At 57.0% G+C, this 20,917-nt stretch carries 13 protein-coding genes and 3 pseudogenes; 12 read left to right on the plus strand and 4 right to left on the minus strand.

From position 1 onward, the window contains the following. Window positions 1–30 precede the first annotated feature (30 nt). From ACFQH2_RS19080 to ACFQH2_RS19110, 7 genes and pseudogenes are all read left to right on the plus strand, one after another. A complete protein-coding gene (locus ACFQH2_RS19080) occupies window positions 31–225 on the plus strand; it encodes a hypothetical protein (protein ID WP_338739057.1) in 195 nt (64 codons plus the stop codon). A gap of 125 nt (window positions 226–350) precedes the next feature. After that, entirely contained in the window at window positions 351–2,408 is a 2,058-nt protein-coding gene (locus ACFQH2_RS19085) for a phospholipase D-like domain-containing protein (protein WP_377077161.1), read from the plus strand. 5 nt (window positions 2,409–2,413) lie between these two features. Continuing rightward, a pseudogene (locus tag ACFQH2_RS19090) lies at window positions 2,414–4,470 on the plus strand (DNA helicase UvrD). Continuing rightward, on the plus strand, window positions 4,467–5,369 hold the full coding sequence (locus ACFQH2_RS19095) for a RecB family exonuclease (protein ID WP_377050991.1): 903 nt from the start codon (window positions 4,467–4,469) through the stop codon (window positions 5,367–5,369). Before ACFQH2_RS19090 ends, ACFQH2_RS19095 begins: the two are co-directional and overlap by 4 nt. Continuing rightward, window positions 5,366–8,826: pseudogene (locus ACFQH2_RS19100) on the plus strand (ATP-dependent helicase). Before ACFQH2_RS19095 ends, ACFQH2_RS19100 begins: the two are co-directional and overlap by 4 nt. Window positions 8,827–8,985: 159 nt before the next feature. Next, entirely contained in the window at window positions 8,986–10,377 is a 1,392-nt protein-coding gene (locus ACFQH2_RS19105) for an ATP-binding protein (protein ID WP_377050987.1), read from the plus strand. 65 nt (window positions 10,378–10,442) lie between these two features. Beyond that, window positions 10,443–11,807 (plus strand): restriction endonuclease, encoded by a 1,365-nt coding sequence (locus ACFQH2_RS19110; RefSeq protein ID WP_377050985.1) that lies wholly within the window; start codon window positions 10,443–10,445, stop codon window positions 11,805–11,807. 462 nt (window positions 11,808–12,269) lie between these two features. Here the strand turns inward: ACFQH2_RS19110 and ACFQH2_RS19115 are convergent, their stop codons facing one another. Beyond that, window positions 12,270–12,812, minus strand: a complete 543-nt coding sequence (locus tag ACFQH2_RS19115; RefSeq protein ID WP_377077163.1) for a hypothetical protein — start codon at window positions 12,810–12,812, stop codon at window positions 12,270–12,272. A 163-nt stretch (window positions 12,813–12,975) separates the two neighbouring features. Here ACFQH2_RS19115 and ACFQH2_RS19120 point away from each other — a divergent pair, with 163 nt between their 5' ends. The 3 genes from ACFQH2_RS19120 to ACFQH2_RS19130 all read left to right on the plus strand — a co-directional run bounded on the left by ACFQH2_RS19120 (window position 12,976) and on the right by ACFQH2_RS19130 (window position 15,199). Then, window positions 12,976–13,404, plus strand: a complete 429-nt coding sequence (locus tag ACFQH2_RS19120; protein WP_377050981.1) for a PadR family transcriptional regulator — start codon at window positions 12,976–12,978, stop codon at window positions 13,402–13,404. 144 nt (window positions 13,405–13,548) lie between these two features. Further along, complete coding sequence (locus tag ACFQH2_RS19125; RefSeq protein WP_377050979.1) at window positions 13,549–13,875, plus strand: hypothetical protein; 327 nt, start codon at window positions 13,549–13,551, stop codon at window positions 13,873–13,875. Between the two features lie 1,015 nt (window positions 13,876–14,890). Beyond that, a complete protein-coding gene (locus ACFQH2_RS19130; protein ID WP_377077165.1) occupies window positions 14,891–15,199 on the plus strand; it encodes a hypothetical protein in 309 nt (102 codons plus the stop codon). A 207-nt stretch (window positions 15,200–15,406) separates the two neighbouring features. Here the strand turns inward: ACFQH2_RS19130 and ACFQH2_RS19135 are convergent, their stop codons facing one another. Then, window positions 15,407–16,123: an HNH endonuclease gene (locus ACFQH2_RS19135; protein ID WP_377050975.1), complete on the minus strand. Its 717-nt coding sequence runs from the start codon at window positions 16,121–16,123 to the stop codon at window positions 15,407–15,409. Between the two features lie 509 nt (window positions 16,124–16,632). Then, a pseudogene (locus ACFQH2_RS19140) lies at window positions 16,633–17,875 on the minus strand (RNA-guided endonuclease InsQ/TnpB family protein). Between the two features lie 869 nt (window positions 17,876–18,744). Here ACFQH2_RS19140 and ACFQH2_RS19145 point away from each other — a divergent pair. Then, window positions 18,745–19,023 carry a DUF7344 domain-containing protein gene (locus tag ACFQH2_RS19145; RefSeq protein WP_377077167.1) on the plus strand — a complete coding sequence of 93 codons (279 nt, stop codon included), beginning with the start codon at window positions 18,745–18,747 and terminating at the stop codon, window positions 19,021–19,023. A 72-nt stretch (window positions 19,024–19,095) separates the two neighbouring features. Here the strand turns inward: ACFQH2_RS19145 and ACFQH2_RS19150 are convergent, their stop codons facing one another. After that, on the minus strand, window positions 19,096–19,977 hold the full coding sequence (locus ACFQH2_RS19150; protein WP_377050969.1) for a hypothetical protein: 882 nt from the start codon (window positions 19,975–19,977) through the stop codon (window positions 19,096–19,098). 712 nt (window positions 19,978–20,689) lie between these two features. On the opposite strand from ACFQH2_RS19150, the gene ACFQH2_RS19155 reads away from it, so the two are divergent. Further along, window positions 20,690–20,890 (plus strand): hypothetical protein, encoded by a 201-nt coding sequence (locus ACFQH2_RS19155; protein ID WP_377050967.1) that lies wholly within the window; start codon window positions 20,690–20,692, stop codon window positions 20,888–20,890. Window positions 20,891–20,917: the final 27 nt, after the last annotated feature.

A 20,917-nucleotide genomic window follows, 5' to 3' on the forward strand; every position in this document is an offset into this window, starting at 1 on the left:
AGCCCCGGCACGCCGCGGCCGTTGCAGATCGTGAAACGCCACGGGTCGACAGATCTCGACACGCTCGCGGAGCAAACCTACTGGCTGTCGGAAGCACACGTCGGTTCGCTGAGCCGGTCCACCCGGCTCCCCATCACCACGTACTACGCCGACAAGTGCGCCGACTTCGCCATGAAGGGCTACCTCACCAAGGGGAGCGTCATCCGCGGTGTCCCGTATATCTGACCATGCACCAGCACAGCCCCGCGCAACCACTCACGCACCCGTCAACACACCGGTGATCCTCGCATGACCAAGACAGAATTGAAGCAACAGTCGAGTTCGATGACGGTAGCACCGCCGACTTAGAGATGGCTGCCGACAAATCATGGGATAGCTTCCTGAACTACTTCGGTGATGCCCAGCACGTTTACTGCGTCACGTACAGTCAGTCCCCCGCGTTCATCTACAAGATGTTTCAGAACCAGGATCTCGCAGTGGACTCGCTGGAGGTCATCGTCGGGGACAACCAGCACGACGATTACCGGCGGTCGCTGAAAAACACGAACAACGCGAAGAAAATCGCCGCGCAACTGGAATCGCTGCGCCAAGACGGTGATCTGCTCATCCACACCGTCGATTCCGCACGCGTTCTGCTTCACACGAAACTCTACATCGTCGAGAACCAGGACGGGTCACGTACACTCATCTGTGGGTCTGCGAATCTCTCCAAGCAGGCCTGGCAGGGGAGCAAACAAACCAACGTCAACATCGCGTGGCGTACCGATGGAGACACGCCCGTCGACGAGTGGTTCGAACGGCTCTATGCGTTCCACAAGGACTACGCGACGCCGTTCATGGAGGACCTCACTGAAGAGATCGAGGACGCTGAAACGGCAGAGGAAGAGGCAAAAATCTACGATATCTGGCTGGGCGGCGACGAGTTCAGTGATGACCCGGTCGCCGAGCTGAACGCACGGCTCGACGAAGCAGTTGACGACGACCAAGTCAACACGTACAACGTCGTCACCGACGCCGAAGAAGCAGAGAAAGCGGTGTTCGCCGCTGAAGATACGGACACCGATCCGACCGAGATTAGCCCGGACAAGCGTGTCCGTCTCTCCCCGCAGGGCCTCGAAGACGCTATCTCGAATCTGGACGACACGCTATCTGCCAATAACATCCGGATCAACGACGGTGAAATCGTGGCGACGCCAGCCGGTATCGCGCGGTACAAAGAGACCTTCACAGGGTATCCTGACCTCAACGTCGATAGAGACGAGAAAAATGTCGGATTGCGGATTGACGACTCCATCCTTGAACTAACAGCACCACTGCCGGACGATCCGCAGGAAGTCGCTGACGCACTCGACCTGATTCAAGACTACGTTGAAACTGTCGGCGAGTTCGGGGACACGCGAACGACGAAGGAGACGCGGGCACATTTCTACGAGGGAATTATCTACTTCTGCTGGGCTCCGTTCGCTAACTACTGCGCCCATCACTACGCCGAATACGAGTCCGCAGAGCTGGACAAGGACCTGCCGTTCCTATTCCTCCACGGTGACAACGACAGCGGGAAAGGTATGTTCCTGCGGTTCGGGGCGCGACTCATCTCGAATGGATACGTACAGGAAGTCACAACCGGTGGTGACTTCGTTAAGAACAATATCGAGCGTGCTCGGGCGTCAGACACCGTTTTCCCGTATATTGTAGACGACGTAGCGAAGTCGAAGATAGACCGGGACATCATTAAGTCATACTGGGAAGGTAAGTGGGACGGCACCATCCAGATGCCGACATTCATCTTCTCCTCGAACGATTCGACGAAACCCAAGTCCGAATTGCGTACTCGCATGAAGACGCTGGATTTCAACGTCAACTTCTCCGAACTGAAGAAGGACGAACGCGAAGCCGCCGCGCAGATCGCGGGGCAGGCAGACAGTTGTAACCTGTTCCCGTGGTTCGCCCACCTGTTCTTGCAGCGGGATATCTCGCTTCCAGACCAGTCGGATCGGCTCGCGGATGCTCGGGACGTATTCGCGGAGCTGTACGCGTATGCCGAGAAGGAACCGCCAGAGTACGTGCCGCTGGAGACACCCGCCGAGCAGGAGCACGATCCGGGACGTCGGAAGTGGATCAGTGCGCTGTCCGACGGGCTATGTGAACTGGATTTCAAGGACGATGGACGGATCGTCGCTGATTTCTCGGCACATCTGGACCAGCAGCAATGCTGGGAGTTCCAGAAGGCAACGCCAGCCCATATCCGGGCGGGTATTTACGGGCCGGCGGTCCAGTTTGAAAGCGCAACCAGGTTCCAGAATTGGATTGATGAGCCCAGTGTGATTGAAGATGCACGACGCGATACCGAGACAGCCGCTGACGACACCGGTGTGCTGTCTCGGGTCACGCGGCTCGTCCGAGGGTAATAGACATGTCTGATCACTCATCTCACCGGCAGTTCGACGAGACGTTAGTCACGGTACCGTTCGGGGGCGAAAACGTCGAACGGACAGCGCGAAACGAATACCGAATGCTTCTCGACGAGCACGATTCTGAGGATGTGCTCGTCATCACCGGTGCGCCGACGAGCGCAGACACGTTCCGTGAAGCGTTAGGTGAGGAACTGCCGGGCGCGGCGACGCCGTACGTGACGTCGTCAGTGGTGCACGCGACCGATGTCCTCAACCAGACCGATGACCGCGTCATTCTCTCCGACGCCCTACGACGGGAACTCCTGTACCGGTTCCTCGAAGACTACGAGTGGGACACGGAGTACCTCCAACGGGCGTCTGCACAGCCGTCGTTCATCGAGGACGTGGATGCCGTGATGGGCACGATCTCCTGGCAGACAGTCAGGCCCGACGATACTCCGGAACTCCGAGACATCACGACTGCGCTTGACGCGTTCCACGAGTGGCTCGCCGAGCACGGGCACATGGAGCGCGGGCAACTCATCTCGGAAGCGCTCGATGTCCTCACCGGGGATGCCCGCGACGAGGTCGTTGATTTCGACGCGGTGCTCGCAGTCGAGTTTGAGGAGTTCTTCCCGCTTGATCGCGCGTACCTCGACGCGCTTGCGGGAGACTGCGAGCTCGTCTGTGTCGCTGAAGAGCACGCGAGTGTGCGCCGCACCTGGGTCGAGACCGGGCCAGTCACGGACTACGTCTCGTTCAGTGAATCCCGACGTGGGGCATCGGGGACGCCGTCGACGCGACCAGCCGCGACGGCAGCCTATTTCGCCGACGAAACGGTCCCGGAAGATCCAGAATCCGGGTCGGTGTCCGTCCTCGCTACAGACTCCAGTGACGAACAACTCGCTGAGATTGCGAACGAGATTGAAGCACTCGTCGCGCAGCCGGACTGGGGGTACGACGACATCGCTGTCGCCACGAAGCAAAGCGGGAGCGCTGTTACAGACATTATCGAAGCGCTCGAAGGCACCGGGATTCCAACGGAATCGACAACCGTCACCGGGTTCGGTGACGACCCCGCGATTCGGGAACTCCTCGCGGCCGTTCGGCATCTCGCTGACGATGAAGGTGATGTACCCAACCACAGCCCGGAGCTCGATACGGACCGCTTAGACCGTGTCAGCGAGGCAGAGAGCCTCGAAGACGCGATTCGCTGGTGGGCAACGGACTCCGGGTTAAAAGAGCGGATCGCAGAGCGGGCGGCCCCGTTGGATGCACGGGCGCAGTTCGGGAACGTCCGACGGGCGTTCCGCATGGCCGAGTTCCTCGAAGAGACCGCGTTCGTAGATGCGACGTGGGAATCCTACAAGGAGATGCTCGAACGCGCCCACGAATACGCACCGCAGCAGAATCAGACTGCGCGACGGACCTTGACGGCGGCGTCCGAGTCGATCACTTGCAAGCGATTAAGAACGAGGCCTTTCGCGCGGTCTTTCTCGTAAATCTCGTCGACAGTGAGTACCCAGGTGACCCGTTCTTGACACGGTTGTTCCCGAGCGAGCGGGTCGCGTCGATGCCGGACTATCCGGGTGTGACGGAACTGGATGGAGCGGATGTGGATGCGACGTTCCCGACGACGTCGACAGCGTCAGGCCGACCGTTCGCGCAGTACCACACGGAGCACGCGCGGCGACGGTTGGCTGTCGGTGCTGGCGCGGCGACAGAGCGGCTCTACTGTTGTCTCTACGAGTACGAAGACACGGCGCTCGAAGAGCGTACGCAGGCATCGCGGTTCCTCACAGCAGCGTATGAGGAGCTTCCGTGGGTGACCGAGGCCGCTGAGCCACACATTACGAGTGAGCAAGCGGCGGAGCAGTACTTGCTGTCGCGGGTTGACGACGCGCTCGCGGAGGTGCGCCGCGCGAACAGTCAGGACGTGACGGTATCGCTTGACGAGGTCGAAGCGGAACTCGGAGAGATTCAGGACCTGCTCGACCAGAGCGGCTCCCGAGGAGACGAGCTCCGAGAAGCGTTGCGTGCACGTGTCGAATTCGCTAACGGGGAGGTTCGGCGATGAGTTCGTCGCTCTCCCCGTCGCGGTTAGCGAACTACGCGACGTGCCCGCGGCTGTACGACTACCGCTACACGCAAGACGTGAACGCGCCGGACCGTACAGAACTGTATCTCAACCAAGGAACGATCTACCACGAGACTATCGAGGACGTGTGTGATGCGACTGACCGCGATGACGACCCGGAGACGATACACAACCGGGCGATGCAGGTCTTCGATGCGAAGTGGGACGAACACAGTACCCCGGACGACTACGAATCCGCTGCGCATCAGGAGTACCAACGAGCTGAGAACCGCGCTGCCATCGCGTCATTCTTCGATCCGGACGGCGGCGACGGGATCGAGCACGCTCGCTACTCGGTCGCCACGGAATGTTGGGTGGAGTGCGAAGTGGATGGTCGAGAACTCCACGGGAAAGCTGACAACGTCATCCGGACTGACGACGGGCTGCACATCTTCGACTACAAGCGAAACACGGACGGAGTTCTTTCGTCGGGAACGGCCGAGTACATTAGCGACCATCTCGACGGAGAGGCCCACGAACCGAAGCGGGTCCGGAACGCGTTCCAGACGGCGACATACGTCGAAGGCGTGAAGAACGAACCGTTCTACGAGGACGGGATGGCGGTTCGGTTCAGTTTTTACGGGATCCTCAACAGCACGTCGTTCGAGAGCACCCCGAGCGGATACGACGTGTCCGCGCGTGGCTGGCCTCGGGAAACCACGGAAATCTACGAGGAGCACTATGATACGATCTGGGCGCTCATCCGTGCCGCCCACGACGGCATCACGGGCGAGACGTACGAGCCGGAACCGCTCGACCTTATTACTGAGGAGGCGTGCCCGGACTGCGACTATCGAGAAATGTGTGCTGACCGACTGTCCACGGAGGTGCAACGATGAGCGACGAGTCCGAGTACCCGTCCTGGTTCCCGGTGCCGGAAGCAGACATCTCACCGGAGCCCCAACAGAAGTCGATTATCAACTCCGACGCGTACCCGATGCGTGTCCTCGCCGGTGCAGGGACGGGGAAGACGTTCACGATGGTGCGAAAGATCGAGCACCTCATCGACGAGGAAGACGTCTCGCCGGACCGGATTCTCGCGTTGACGTTCACGAACAACGCGGCGGACTCGATGCGGGAGAAGCTTAACGCGAAACTCGGGACAGCAGGGTACGACATCGACGCGTACACGTACCACTCGATCTGTAACGAGATCCTCACTGACTACGCCTACGAAGCCGGGATCGACCCGGATTTCGAGGTCGTCACCGACGCCGAGAAGTACGCTATTGTGCTGGATGTTCTGGACGACATCGAGTACCGGTCGGTCAAACCCAACGTGTACGGCAGCGACGGGTACGCGTCCGGAGCCGCGTCGAAGCTGCTCAGCTTTATCGGGTCGATGAAGCGCAGCGGCATCTCTCCAGACGACATCGACGCGTTCCTCGGGCCCACCGACCGCGTCTACGATCTCGCCGATCTCCCGGAGCGCATCGAAACGATTGCCAGCGATCATCTCGGCGGCCGGTCCGTGTCGAGCGTGCTGGACTCACTTCCCGATGTGCGCGATGAGCTCGCCGCGGAACGCGACGCATTGGGAACGGACGGGATCGAAGCCAGTGCTCGGGATTTCCTCGACCGGCTCGTCGATCTGTGTGATGCGCTTGAAACCGTGTTCGAGGCCCACGAGGATGGCGAGCGTGACCTGCCAGACAACGCGTACAAACTCCCGAAGTACCTGTTCGGAGGGTACGCAAGCGGTGCTCCGAAAGGGATCCCGGACGATCTGGATCTTGAACTCACGGACCACCTCGACTCGTTCGTTTCCGACTGTCTCACTGCCCGTGACCTGACGGCTGGGTATGCGGCGTACGAGCGAGAGCTGGACGAGCGCAATCTCCTTGACTTCGACGGCCTGGTAGTCGAGACAGCTGCGCTGATGAACTCTCCGATTGGCGAGGAAATCACTGACCGGTGGGACTACGTGTTCTGTGACGAGTTCCAGGACACCGATCGCCTCCAATTCGACCTCGTAACGTCACTCGTTACCGACGATAATCTGTTCGTCGTCGGGGACGACGATCAGGCAATCTACGAATGGCGCGGAGCGAACGTCGCCAACATTACCGACGAACTCGACCGCGCGTTCGCAGCGCTCACGGACGAACCGCTGGAGGAGAACTTCCGCTCCCGACAGCCGATCCTCGATCTGCGAACGAGGCGATTCAGAAACTCGATCGCCGTGAACGGCACAAGACGCTCACTCGTGTCGACGAACCCGCATACGACGGAGACACTGTCGCTACCGTCGAACTACCGGACGAAGACGACCACTCGGACGGTGCAGCCCAACTTCGTACCGTCGTACAGAATTTACTGAGCGGTGCAGCAGAAAATCTCGATGAGACGTACGATCCAGGCGACATAGCGTTACTCGTTCGGAAGCATGCCCACGCGACTCCTGTCATCGACGAATTCGAGGACGCTGGCATCCCATATCAGGTTGCTGGGGATTTGGCCACGGAATCAGTCGGCGTCGGAACCGTCACTGCCTACCTGAAGGCGCTCGCACGGCCGGAAGACGAGGTGAGCTGGAACCGCGTCCTCCTGATGCGGTACCGTCTGTGCGACGCAGACTTCCGTACGCTCAACGCGGGCGACGAGCCTCTCGTGGACACACTCCGGGAGACGCCACTCGACGAGTTCGAGGAGCCCGACCGCGTCGCAGAAGTCCGCAAGCACGCCACGGAACTACTCGAACTCCGCGACTCAGCGTCACTCAGTCACCTGTACCGCGAACTCACGGACCGCACGAACATCGAGTGGTATCTTAGCGAGCAAGAGCGCCGGGATCTCGCCCAACTGGAGGACGTCATCGAACAGTATGGGGATAGTGCCGTCCAACCGCCGCTTACCCCGGAGTTCATCGACTCGCTCGAACACTACGACTCTCTGTTCGACGAGAGTGGCACCACACCCACGAGTCAGCCGGATGTCGCCGACGACGCGGTCAACGTGATGACCATCCACAAAAGCAAGGGCCTGGACTTCCCGGTCGTCCTCATCCCACAAGTCACGGCTGATGAATGGGCCCCGAGCTCACGTACGTACGACGCGCTCGAAACCAGCCTCTCGGATGGCGCGGAAGCAGCGTTCGCGCAGGACTTCGTCGAGCGTGATGCCTGTGAGACACGCCGCGTGTTCCACGTCGGAATCACGCGTGCCGAGGACATCCTTGTCCTGCAGGGTGGCAGCGAGGAAGACGACGATGCTGCGGACGAGGATTCGGTTTCGGAAGTGGTCGGCGAGATTCTCCCATCTCGAATCCCATGGCAGCCAGAGCGAGGACAGCTCCCGCTCTGGACTGATGTTCAAGAGTGTCTCCCGGACGACGCAGTAGACTGGACGAACACGCTGGCCAGCGAGACTCTCGGAAATATCGGCGGTACCGTCAGGCACGATGGGGAAGATCTCGCGGTTGGGGTTGCGCGCGACCGCGTGCTAACCCTTGCAACGGCCACTCTCGATGGGAGTCTCTCACCGAGAGCCGAGCGGGAAATCCTCCAAGTTGCGTCGCTGACTGGCCCGTCGACACCGTCGCCATCGCTCTCTCACAGCTACACGTCGCTGGCGGCCTATGAAGAATGCCCGCGGAGTCATTATCTGGACTACGTGGTCAACGCGTTCCCCGACTATCAGGAGACCGCGGCCACGAGCGATGCGAAGGGAGGTGTATCGCAACGTGAGATCGGATTGCTGTTCCACGACACCGCTGAGCAAGCCGCGAATCAAGGGGTGAAACGTCGTGAGGAGTGGTACGAGATCTGCGAGCGACTTGCCAGTCAGCGCCGCGCTGACGACGCTCTCTCGGCGGCAAAACAGTGCATCGACCGGTACTTCGAGTTAGATCTCCCCAGTTACGAGATCATCGACGCGGAGCGAGAGTTCGAACTCACTATCGATGGGCACGAACTCGTCGGCTACATTGACGCCGTCTACCGGACGCCTGACGACGAACTGGTCGTCATCGACTACAAGGCGACCGAGCGTCACCGCGACTTGGAGGACGATAAGCAACTCCCGATCTACCTGTTAGCGTGCCGTGACCTGTACGATGAGCCTGTTGCACGCGCGGGATATGCCTACGTCGGTGACATCGGGCCGAAAGTCGAATCCCGAACGTTCAGCGATGGTGATCTGGAAGCAGTCAGAGATGACGTGACGTCGTCGATGAACGATATTGCGGAGTTCTCGTTCAGTCGGTACACTTCGGGTGAGCACTGCCGGTGGTGTCAGCACAACCAGCTGCCCTGCGCGCCGGCCTCCTTTACCGTCGGTACCGGGTTTGAGGAGTGAATAGCCGGCACCACGCGAAAACAGTTTCCCGTACATCTAGTTCCCATCTCGCCTGCATCCCTCGTCAGATTCGGTGTCTTGTTCGCGTGCAAGAATCACTCCGGTGGGGGTGGCCACCCGAATTCTTAAGTCATTATCGCAGTAATCATTATCCTAAGTATGACCTTCCACGACCGGGAGGAAGAACTCGATACACTCACCGCTGCGGTAGAATCCCCCGGTTCAGACTTCGTTGTCGTCTATGGCCGGCGTCGGGTCGGGAAAACGGAACTCCTCAAAGAATTCTGTGCTGACCGCCCCCACATTTACTTCCTTGCAGCGCAGGAAGCCGAGCATCGACAGCGCGAGAAGTTCCTCGACCAAGTTGCGGACTACTTCGACGAGCGCGTCCCTCGAATCGACAGTTGGGACGAAGCGTTCGAATACCTCGGGGAAAACCTCCAGCGAGAGGACCTTGTTGTCGTCATCGACGAGTTCCCGTATCTCGTCGAAGAGAACGACTCGCTTCCATCGTACGTACAAGCGTTCGTTGACCAGGCGCTCGATGGAACGGACTCGATGCTGGTGCTCTGTGGGTCGAGCGTGAGCACAATGGAGTCAGAGATCCTGGGTCACGAGAGTCCACTATACGGGCGACGAACAGCCCAACTCGACGTAACGCCGTTCTCCTTTCAACAGGCACGAGCGGTCATCTCATACAACATCGCGGACGCGGTTCGCTCGTATGCCGTCACAGGTGGCACCCCGATGTACCTCACCCTGTTCGACTACGACCAGTCGCTCGCGGCGAACATTCAATCACACGTCCTGTCACCGTCTGCGGTACTGTATAACGAACCCGAGTTCCTCCTGCGCACCGAGCTCCGAACCCCAGCCCGGTACATGAGCATCCTCGAAGCAGTCGCATTGGGCCATACGACACCGAACGAGATCTCCGGCGCAACGGGGATCGATTCGGGACCGCTCTCGAAATACCTACAGACACTTCGCCGACTCCGCCTCATCGAACGAGATGTCCCAATCACGGCCTCGGGGAAGAAATCAAAGCGGTCACGGTACCGGGTTGCGGACGAGTTCCTTCGGTTCTGGTTTCGGTATGTCGAGCCACATCGATCAAGTATCGAGGAAGCACCAGAGATCGTGTACGACGGGACGATTGAACCGGACCTCCCAACGCACGTCGCAACCACGTTCGAGGACGTGTGCCAAGAAGCCGTCTGGGAAGAGATTCGACGCGGCGAACTCGAACCGTACTCCGAAGTCGGTCGCTGGTGGTACGGAGAAGAGGAGATCGATATCGTCGGGCTGGCACCGAACGACGACCGAGTCCTCCTCGCCGAATGTAAGTGGACGACAGATCCGGTCGGGGAAGATCTCGTCGAGAGGCTGCGAGCAAAAGCAAAGCACGTCCGATGGGGACCGTCGGATCGAGACGAGCAGTTCGCCCTGTTCTCGAAAAACGGATTCGTCGACGGACTCGAAGCACAACTCGATGACTCGTGGTCCTTGTTTACTGTAGCGGACATCGACGACCTACTCACGCCGTCCTGAGTACTCTAACACTAATCGTAGGGAACAAATATATGACAGACAACCAATAATCAAAAAACAGCAAAATGCCTGTTCTGGACGATCTCTCTGGATTCGAGTTCGAGGACGTTATCGAGGATGTCTTCCGGAACCTTGGCTACGAGAACGTTCGGCAAGCTGAGCGGACGGCTGACGAAGGACGTGACATTCTCATGGAAAAGGTCGTCGATGGAACTCGCCGGGCTATCGTTGTCGAGTGTAAGCACACAGGAACTGTCGGGCGACCGGTGGTGCAGAAACTTCACTCGGCGATTGCGACGTTCGGGTTCAACGGGCCAAAGCGCGGGATGGTGGTCACGACTGGTCGATTCACTACCCCGGCTATCGAGTATGCCCAGCGACTCCAGCGGAATGATGACCCGTATCCGATTGAACTCATTGACGGTGAAGACCTCCGTGAAATCGCTGACGAAATCGGACTTGACCTCTACAACGGTCGAATCGAAATCCTGTGCGACGAAACGCTCAGGCCGTATGATTCAGCGACATCGGTGACTGCGCCTGTCAAAGAAGCATTCCAAGACATCGAAAATATCCAGTCATCGAAGCTTCCCGCGCCGTATTCCAACGTTACGTTCCGACCAGTCGTCGCTGTGACAGCGGATACGAACGCAGTCTTTGAAACGTCGGTTGGCGTGGTTCACCGGATCGACGAACGATCTCGGTTCGTTGTCCACGCTGACCGCGGACGCCCCCAAGCTGCGTCAGGTGACGTCTCAAATCTGGTGTTGGAGAACCTCCATGCGACTGTTGATCTCGACGCGGACCGGTTCGATAGTTTGTTCGATGCAGTTGATGAGCGGCGGTTCGGGCAAACCCAGACCGAATACAAAGACTGGGCCGTGCAACGACTCCGAGACCACCACACCACGACGGTCTCCTATACCGGAGACAACAACGTCACGTACACGAAAACGTGTGAACCGAATCGCTCCGATATTTCAGTACAGTCAATCGAACCGGTGTACCTGCCGCAGGTTCGGCACACGACGGACCTGCAGGAGTACTCGTATCCGTACGAGTATTTCGCAGCAGGACCATCACGCGTAGCGAGCGAAGACGAACTCCATCAATGCGTCCACTGCGACACAGCAGGCACCGACAACACCTACACGTACTGTGCGAACTGCGGAAGTATCAACTGTGACTCGCACATCAAAACCGAGCGACGGGAGGAAACACCGGTCTGTACTGGGTGTGCGGTAACTGAGCGCTTCGCGTTCAAAACGAAGTACTTCTACGACGAGGCGAACCGAGACGAATTCCGCGAACAGTACGCATCGATGCCGTTCTACGAGAAAGCGATGGAAAACACGCCGCTTACCGTCGGTACAGCCGTGCTCGTCATAATCGTACTTCTCGGACTACTTGCCAGCGTTGGGGGTGTCTGACGACATCTTCAATCGGCACGTCCAGTGTGGCGTGACATCCTCCCCGGCGTGAACAGTAGATGAGGATGACAAAATCTATAAAAAAGAGCAGCGCGAGTACCACGGGTCACCGCACCCGTGGGTGAAGCGCGTCAACTATTGTCCAAATGATTAAGTATCTCATACACGTTTGTTCGAGAACGACCAGAAAACGATACGCAAAGTATGGGATTGAAGACCTCAATTCTTTTGCTGGTCGTCCGATGGCATGAAAATGCGGCTCCTCTCAAAACCCGTCACGAGGCGGTGAGACGGGAGTTGTCGGGTCGTGGTGGAGCGACCGACCCTCACGGAGCAACGTTCGCTTCGGGTGTTTACCCGTGCCGGGCACGAGCCGTAAGGCGAGTGCGAGGGATTAAAGTCTGGTGCTGGTGCAGTGCAGCCCTAAACCCGGACGCCACGGGCCACCGTGCCCGTGGTACTTCACGGAATTTTGGTGATGCAGAGTTCAAGACCGTCTTCGTTCTTCCAGACGAACAGGCGTTGTTCTTCGGCGAGAAGATCGAAAATACCGATCTGCATCCAGCTATACGGATATTCATGGTCGGTGTCTCTGATGTTGTCGTTCGGGTAAGAGAGCTTGCAGACGTACGTTTTCTGGAAGTATTTCTCAACCGCAGTGAAGTACCCCATTTCGACAAGAAAACCACCACAACGATGTTCTGCAACGCCAACGAGGTATGTTGCGAAATCAGCGATCAAGCGGAATTTCGGGTAGGAGTGTTCCCACTCTTCAGCAACATCTTTCATCAGCACGGCACGTGCACCAGGTCGATTATCGAGTTGATCTCGGACAGTTTCTAGCCGCTGTTCAGCTGCATCATCGTAGCTCCCTAACACGAAATATGAGTCGTCGGTTGACCGGATTTCATTCAGTTCCGAGGCAGAATTCAGGATTGCTTCTGAAGTCTTCATAGGTGAATTCGAGGCCCTTGTAGTGGGCTTGAGCTTGTTCTGTGAGTTCACCACGAATATCGGTCGGTGTGGGGGTCACGTATGGCTGTCTGGTTCCTCGGAAGTGGATATAAAATGTGTGACCAGAACGTAGGAACACGAGGGGTTTCGCCCGCACTGTAGTATTTCGGTTTTCACCGAAACGCCTATCGGAACGGAGATACTATACTGACGTATGAGCCATCCCGACCCGGAACACGCCGATATCGATGCAGGGGTTGAAGAGGGGCTAAATACGCGGCGTGAAATGCTGGATATGGCCACGCAGAAGACGCGATTCACGCTCATCCAGGGCATCCTCAGCCACCCAGAGGAACTCCCGTCGCTTCGAGAGCTGGAGTTGATGAATCCGAGTCTCGGACGGACAACGATCCACGAGCACCTCGAGAAACTCATCGATGTCGGTGTCATCGAACGCGTCGAAAACCACGACACCAGCGACGACCCTGACATGCCTTCAAAATTCTATGGCCTCACCGATCAGGGTCGAGAGGTTCTTGAAGGGACAGGTCTGTTCGATGCACAGGAGACCCTCAAGCACTACTACAACAGTCTTCAGAAAGACGAAGAACACAGTCGCCACGAAAACGCCCCACGACCGTAGAACTGCTACGTGAACGGTTCTCTTTTGGTGCGTGTGAAATAGGAAAGAATCTACCGGACGTCAGTCATCGTCTACCTCCGACCGATACGTACTGCTATCGACCAGCCGATAGCTTACCCCGAACTCCGTCCGCAGCATCCTACAGTGTTCGAAGAGCTCCGCCCGCGTCGGGCCATCCGAACGGACGGTATTATCGTGGAAGACGAGTGCTGGCTCGGGGCCGCGCTCTCCCCGGAGGGTGAAGACGCCACAAACGGTGTCGTTGTCAGCTTCCATCGCGTCGACAGCATCGGCGATCGTCTCAGCTTCTGGAAGGGGGGCATCACGCTGACAGACCGTCGTCAGAATATCGTTCGCTCGAAGCTCCCGAACGACGTCCAGCGTCCGGATGTGGTACTGTGGGGCGTGGAGGCTCGCCCTATCCGGGGCAGCCCCGCGACAGTCAAGGAGATAGTGCGGATATTGATATGACAAGGTATCAGGTCGAATATCAAGTCGCTTGGCAATGGTCTCCAGCAGCCAATCGACTGTCCCTACTGGCACCACCTGCTGGACACGCGGATGAAGCGCATGGCACCCTCGCAGATGGGTGCGAATCAGGTCGGCGAGCCCGAGAACGCGTTGGCTCGGGTCCGTAATACCATCGTCTCGAGCAGGTGGGATGGTTTTCTCGGAGATATTCTGAAAGGAGATTCGCCTCCTCATTGCCAAGGCCAGGGAGGCAATCCAGGTGATCACGCAGCTGGGTGTTGTCAGCTGGTGCAGTGGTTGCTTGCAATTCATCGCACACGCGGGGGAGGCCGGGAAGATCGCGACGCAGCGGTGGGCGACGGGGTCTCATCGCCACCACCCGTGTCGACGAGGTGTGAGTCGGGGAGAGACCGCACCGAAGCAAGAACGGTCACTCAATGGGTAGTTACGATGGGGACCGTGGTGTGCGTCAATCAATATCTGAGAACGTGCCTCGAGAATCTCGAGGAAGTCGGCCGCCGAGCGGAGGGTTCGGATGTCTGGTAGTTGGTTGGGAACCATGCATTGTGGAGTTGACTATTGCTTAATTTAAGTCTTTGTCAGATATATTTGATCACGTTAAGTTGAGAATGAGGTGATTGAAGATTCAGATGCTCATGATCAAAACCGACCGCCTCGTTCCAAACTTAATACGACTCTTTTTCGCTTGGCTAGTCCTTATAAGTGACAAATGGGTTGATCAGAATCCATTATGTCACAATGGAATTCGACCGTTGAACAACAAGCGAAGGATACACGGCTCAGAGATCATCTGAACCATCTCGTCGGAATCGGACCGAAAGGACTCACTCAGTTAGAATCGAGATACTGGCAAAGAGATCTACGTGGTGGAGAACTCACACTGTACGGAACCCTCCGTAAGCGCGTCGATGGCCAGTTCGCCTTGGAGCCACTTCCGCGGAGGCGTCTATCGAATGAGTACGTCGACCGCTTCCTCGATGACTGTCTCGAGCTCTTGGGCGTCGACGACGACCTCGCCGGCTACTACTACCCGGAGTTCAATCAACGTGCTCGCGTGCATGGTGGTGCCTGTGGCATCGAATCTGTAAGGCGTCTTCACCATTACCCGCAGCAACTCTTGGATGCGATGGCCGACTTCAGAAAAAATAATATCGTGACGAATATCGGTCAATCTGGATGTGAATCGTGCGGTGATCCAGCCACCCAGAATCTGATTACCGAACTCAAAACTGATGGAACACCTGTGCTCGGCTATGTTGGGTTCTCGGCCCAAAAACCCGAAAAGTCCGTATCTTTTGTATGACTCGTTTGATACCGAGGCGTTATCGATACAAGATCTCGGATATCTCATCGTATCGATCCTCGAAAAGCACGATGTTCCGTATAACTGGGGTGGGAGCGGTTCCGAAGGCAATCAACACGTACCCCACCGTCTGAGTTGGGGATGGACCGGCGCTAAAACCCCAACCCAAATTTTAATTCTATTGAATATTCTGTTTGAACGTAATTATCAGCTGTCCAGTTGCCGTTCGATCGATGCAAGCCGGCGGGCAAGGTCGGCGACATCCGGGTCACTCCCCTCGGACGGGGGAACCGGCGGATCGAACGCTCGCGCGCGATTGGCAGCGACCGGAATCGTCCGCTCGTCGAGCCCGACGATATCGGCAATTCGTGCGTGCGACATCCCGGCATCGCGCATCCGCCGAATCACGTCGTCACGAGCGAATTGGGCTGCTCGCTCCGGACTCTCAGGGAGTTGTCCCCGAGCGGGCTCTTCGACCCTGTCGGCGATATTCCATTGCCCATCGATACCATGCGCAACCACGCCTGCAGCAGCCAACGCATACAGTCGACGCCGCGCGTGGACGCCGCTGATGCAGGCCTCGTCCGCAATCTCACCCGGGGTTGCGGGTGCCACCTCCTCGATCGCATCGAGTATCTTGAAGTCGGCGGGCGTGGTGGAGATGTCGTACTCGTCCAAGTCTATCTGTATCTCGTCTTCCTTGCGCCGCGTGCTGTGGTGGTGATGGTGGCAATCGTCGCAGAGAGTGACGAGATTGGATGGGTCGTTCGACCCACCGTCTGCTGGTGACTCCCGATGATGGAGATGGAGGGTCGCCTCCTCGCCCGCCTGGCTTCCCAGAGTACCACATAACTGACAGGCGTAGTCGTCACGCTCAATCACCAACTGCCGAACTTCCGGGGGAATCGGCTCTCGATTACTCACCGGAATCCCCTCCTCGGAGGTCTACGCTTGCGCCAGCAGTGGTCATTACATTCTTCCAAAGGAGCCCACAGATGTCGTGGGACGCATCAAAATCTGATTTTCGTATATGCATGCTTGGTCTGGAAGCGCGAATCGAGGTCTGCTGGGAGCCAACTGCTTGACTACCGAGGCGGATTCGCGCTCCACATCCCACCAGTCTAGAACTAGTCATTTAAACACGCCGGCAGTTCAGCGTGTTAGACCTGCTCTTCGCGCGAATTGGAATACGTATTCTTGATACAGACTCAGGTCTAACACATACTCTAACGACTATCTCGGAGCGACCGGCTCCTACAGTTCCTGAGACAGGCATTTAGGGGAACTTCACCGTTAGTGGTAAACTACCCTACCCTACTCCTTCGGCGCATACGCGCCTCAGTTCTTGAGGGTGGGGCCACCGATAGAGCGGAGCTCTATCGAGGCCTCGAAAGGCGAAGCCTTTCGGTGGCTTTGATGTGGACACCCGGCAATCAGTCCCCAGCAATAGGCTGATGACTCTCGCCGTTCAACGTCCCACCATTCAAACGCACGTCTACTGGTGCGTCTCCGCCCCCGACTTGGGCGAGGAACGGAGTCTGTGTTTCCGCTTTCGAGCGTACCGCACGCCAATGTTCTTTGCAGCGTTGTAATCCGCGTTCAGTTCGTATCCACACTTCAAACAATAGAAGTGTTCGCCATCACGGTTTGATTCGTGCGTGAACCCACAATCCGTCCGAGAGCAGCGTTGCGACGTGTGGTTCGGCTCGACTTTCTCCACGGAGACGCCTTGTTCTGGTGCCTTGTAGGAGACGTACTCGTACAGGCGTCGGAACGCCCAAATGTGGTGCCATTTTGCCTGCGGGAAACGCTCGCGGATGTCCGTTAGATCCTCGAACACGATCACGTCGCAGTCGTGTTCAACGGCTTCCGAAACAATCTCGTTGGCGACCGTGTGAATGTACTGCTTCCGCCACGCTTCTTCGCGCTTGCCGAGGCGAAGGAGCGCGTTGTGTGCAGCTTGCGTCCCGCGCTCTTGCATCTCACCACGGCGTTTCTCAAACTCACGGCACCAATGGTCGTAGTCATCACCCTGCCAGAAGCGGCCGGTCGAGGAGACGGCTGGCTATTAACGCCGAGGTCGATACCGAGGACTGTTTGATGCCCAGTATCTGCCGAAACCTCGGATTCGTCGTTATCGTACTTCCGCGTCGTGATGTGAAAGTAGAACTCGTCAGTCGCCTTGTCGTATTGTAATGTGCTCGCACGGAACTCGTAGTCCTCCGAGAGAACGTACCGCTCGTAGGGAGTCGAGCTATCCGCCGGAAGCTCAAAGTCGCACTCGACGCGCCCGTTGACGGTCGAGAGGGACACACGGTCGCGGTAGAACGTCGCGCTTCGCTTGTCGTAGACCATGCTCCACGACGTGAACTCCGGCTGGCTCACACGCTTGCCCTGTTTCCACCGTTCGACGCACCCTTTCGTGGCTTGGACGGCACGTCGGATAGCTTCTTGAACAAGATTCGCGGTGAGATCGGTTTCCTCTCGCAGTTGTTCGTAGAGCGCGTCCCGTGCGGTCGAGTTCGCCGTAACGCAGTTCGTGTAGGAGTCGTCGTCCCAACAGAACTCGGCGGCACGATTCGCACAGTAGAGGAACTGTTGCGCGGATTCGTGGAGGTCGTCGCGCCGCTCATCGGGAACAACGAGTTTGACCGGCGCAGTTCGACGCACCTCCATATTTCAGATTACTACTTGACGGTTCTTATACAGATTCGAGGAGAATACCTGCGGCTGTAGCCGCAGGATGAATCCGACAACACGGAGTCAATCGACGCTACAAGAGCCACTGTGAGATTTGGCGCGTAGCTTTAACTGACAGACAACCCTACACACAGGTAGGAATCGGTTGGGAATAAAGCGATTCCCACCAGCCCTACGATGGCGGCCTGTCCGCCCCAAGCAACCAAGCAATAATCGGAACCAGTCGATAACCGGCGAACCCTCACAGGATTCGACCGGAGTTGACTGCTGTACGGCCGACGAAAGTAACTCCGTGTCTGTCGAAGTCTGCCGGACTCCCCGAGGCAAAAACAACTCTGGGAGTCCATACACGACGGAGGATAGGAGTACCGGGGCTTGGCACTCCCAGCAGTCCCACCCGCTACAGTCCGTGAGCATCCCCACGGATTCTTACCGTTTGGATGCTCGGTGGAACTGCAAACCTGAAATCTCCAACGCTCAGGATTCCTCCGCGTTCACGCGGAGGGGATGTCAAGCTGAAACCCCACAAGGGTTCGGCAGCTTGGCTAACGAACAAGGAGGCTGGTCACCAACTATTTTACTAGCCGACGACAAGAATTGGCTGTCGAACGGTCGGTGCCGACGGAGGCAGATGAGCACCGACCGCTCACAGGCCGATATACGATGACAGCACCAGAACCCACACCGGCAGAGCCATCTTCGCTCGTCGAATCGCTCAAGAACGTCGTACGCTTCTTCCAGTACCAGGAACCAGCCACCAAGGCCACTCTTCGAAAGACAAGCAACCGGATTTCGACCCATCAGAGGTATTCGACCTGCTCAAACCCGAACGTCGGCAAGCCGTCATGGACGTCCTTGAAAACGTCGAAAAAGGACCCATCTCCGTTTCGACCCTTGCTGAGGAAGTCGCTGCCATCGAGTACAACTGTCCACCAACAGAGCTTGGCAGCCAACAGCGGAAACGGGTCTATATCGCGCTGTGTCAGGTCCATCTCCCGCGTCTTGCCGAAGCCCAAATCGTCTCCTACGATGATAATCAGAAACTCGTCGACGAAGGACCGAGATTCAGCGAGCTTCGTCGCGTCTACAGCATCCTCACAGATGCGCTGACAGAAAAACAGTAACGAGAGTCCCAATCCCTGTTACTCATCCATGCGAGTGTGGCGACCGCTACAGCGAGCGGCTACCCCCACACCTCAAAACTGGGTCTTTGTGACCCGCGGAGCATCGAACAGCGACGGTTCCATCCGTTTCAACTCCCGATATAGCATGGTATAGCTGAATCCTTTCGTCAGTGGTGTCGTCAGCGGCCCACCATGTTGGTCGGCGAGGAACTCGCTGTCCTCAATTCGCTCGTTCGTCGACCGGATACCGGAGCTCTGAGCATTCTCGAGGGCCAGCGTTGTCGGGACTCTATCCAACGAATACCAGCCTCGAAGCGCAGCTACGTTGACGATCTCGTTGATAAGTTCTCTCCGTGGGGCAATCCAGTGCTTGCACTGGGGCTTCTGTAGCGCCCCCATCTTGTGCAGCGCATTTATCGCCTCGCTATCGGCACTTAGCACTGTCTTCACTTCGCCGACAGCGTGGAGTTCCCTCCCATTTGTTCGATTGGCTGGCCGGATGAATACCGCCACGTCGACATCGTGGTTATCAAGCAGCAAATCATCGTAGTACTCGATCATCACGTGATACTTGGTCAGATTCGATAGACGCTGTCGCATGTAGTGGCCGTAGAGCCGCGCTCCGATGGCGTGGACAACACTCTCACCGAGGTCGCCGACGTTCGGTCCGACTAACCCAGCGTCGATACAGTCGGTCGCTTCCGGTGTCAGGACATAGTAGGGCTTGTAGATGATGCGAGTTCGTTTCTCGCCACAGATTCTGGGTTGACGAAGAAGGCCTGCTTCGAACAGAGCATCGATGTTCCCGTCGTAGAAATCCCGAATCGGCGCGTGGCCTTTGAAAAGGTCGGTGAAGAGAGAGTTCTCCCCTCTATCATCCTCACGTGTCAAGATTGTCCTCGTCGTCATAGCGTTCCGGACAGCCGCGAGTGACTGGAGGAATTCCCAGTCCATCGAATTGAGTCCAAAGCAATTCTGATACGCTCGCTGCAATCGTTTTCGGACTGTCGGATATTGCCCGGCCTGGATATCTTGGACGAGAGAGGCCCGTGTAAGGGAACATCGCCGGTGGTTGAACAACGTACTGTGGTCTGCAAGTGTATCTGCAACCATAATTATATACTGTACTTTCTCCACGAATAAAAGACTTCTATACAACGATTAGTTGGAAGAATATATAGTGCCTGCCATCACATATTTGATAACTGTCACTCTTACACGTTGTCTGGAGAAAGTTTACATCTATTTTGGGTTCTTAGACCGGATTACGTGTATAGAGTGAATTTACACGTAGATTTGGTGCTTACAGCTGTGGGTGGCGGTGTCCTACCCGTCGTTCTGGCTGCTTACATATACAGAAGAATAATGGGGTGCATGTGTTGGATAGAGAATCGACTGGTTTGTTGATGTGTGACAGGAAGTATAAGATATATAGTATGATCATGTCTCATGTTTGGATCATCATTCATCCGTTCTAGTTTAATACTGGCAGTAATATATGATTGTAAATCGCTGTACAGCACGGGTATCCTAGACTCCTGCTCCATTCACCTCTCTCAGAAGCAGTACGGTAGTCGGCGTTCTGAGTGGACTCACGTCGGGATTCGTGTTAACGGAAGTAGATCGCCGTGCACTTGGTGCACGGTGTTTTAATTGTGTTTCATAGATGGCAAAAGAGAAGTTCGGCGTTGCGGTTGCAAAAGATATCGCCCGAGAGATCGATGAACTGGTGTACGAGTGCGAAGATCTCGGAGCCAGCCGCTCCGAGATCATCGAAGCAATCCTCACAGCCTACATCCGGTCTGACACTGATCACGTTGAACAAGTGCGTGAACTCATTATCCGGCGACGAAAGGGTACTCTTTAACATCTTTAGAATGGCGTGCACCAAGTG

Origin of the sequence: Natronoarchaeum sp. GCM10025703 (assembly GCF_042661985.1) — an archaeon.
In the GTDB taxonomy this organism is placed as follows: Archaea; Halobacteriota; Halobacteria; order Halobacteriales; family Natronoarchaeaceae; genus Natranaeroarchaeum.

Coding starts and splice junctions, on each gene's coding strand:
- ACFQH2_RS19120 (WP_377050981.1), top strand. CDS start 12,976: ATGAGCCATCCCGACCCGGAACACGCCGATATCGATGCAGGGGTTGAA.
- ACFQH2_RS19110 (WP_377050985.1), top strand. CDS start 10,443: ATGCCTGTTCTGGACGATCTCTCTGGATTCGAGTTCGAGGACGTTATC.
- ACFQH2_RS19155 (WP_377050967.1), top strand. CDS start 20,690: ATGGCAAAAGAGAAGTTCGGCGTTGCGGTTGCAAAAGATATCGCCCGA.
- ACFQH2_RS19105 (WP_377050987.1), top strand. CDS start 8,986: ATGACCTTCCACGACCGGGAGGAAGAACTCGATACACTCACCGCTGCG.
- ACFQH2_RS19085 (WP_377077161.1), top strand. CDS start 351: ATGGCTGCCGACAAATCATGGGATAGCTTCCTGAACTACTTCGGTGAT.
- ACFQH2_RS19095 (WP_377050991.1), top strand. CDS start 4,467: ATGAGTTCGTCGCTCTCCCCGTCGCGGTTAGCGAACTACGCGACGTGC.
- ACFQH2_RS19145 (WP_377077167.1), top strand. CDS start 18,745: ATGGACGTCCTTGAAAACGTCGAAAAAGGACCCATCTCCGTTTCGACC.
- ACFQH2_RS19150 (WP_377050969.1), bottom strand. CDS start 19,977: ATGGACTGGGAATTCCTCCAGTCACTCGCGGCTGTCCGGAACGCTATG.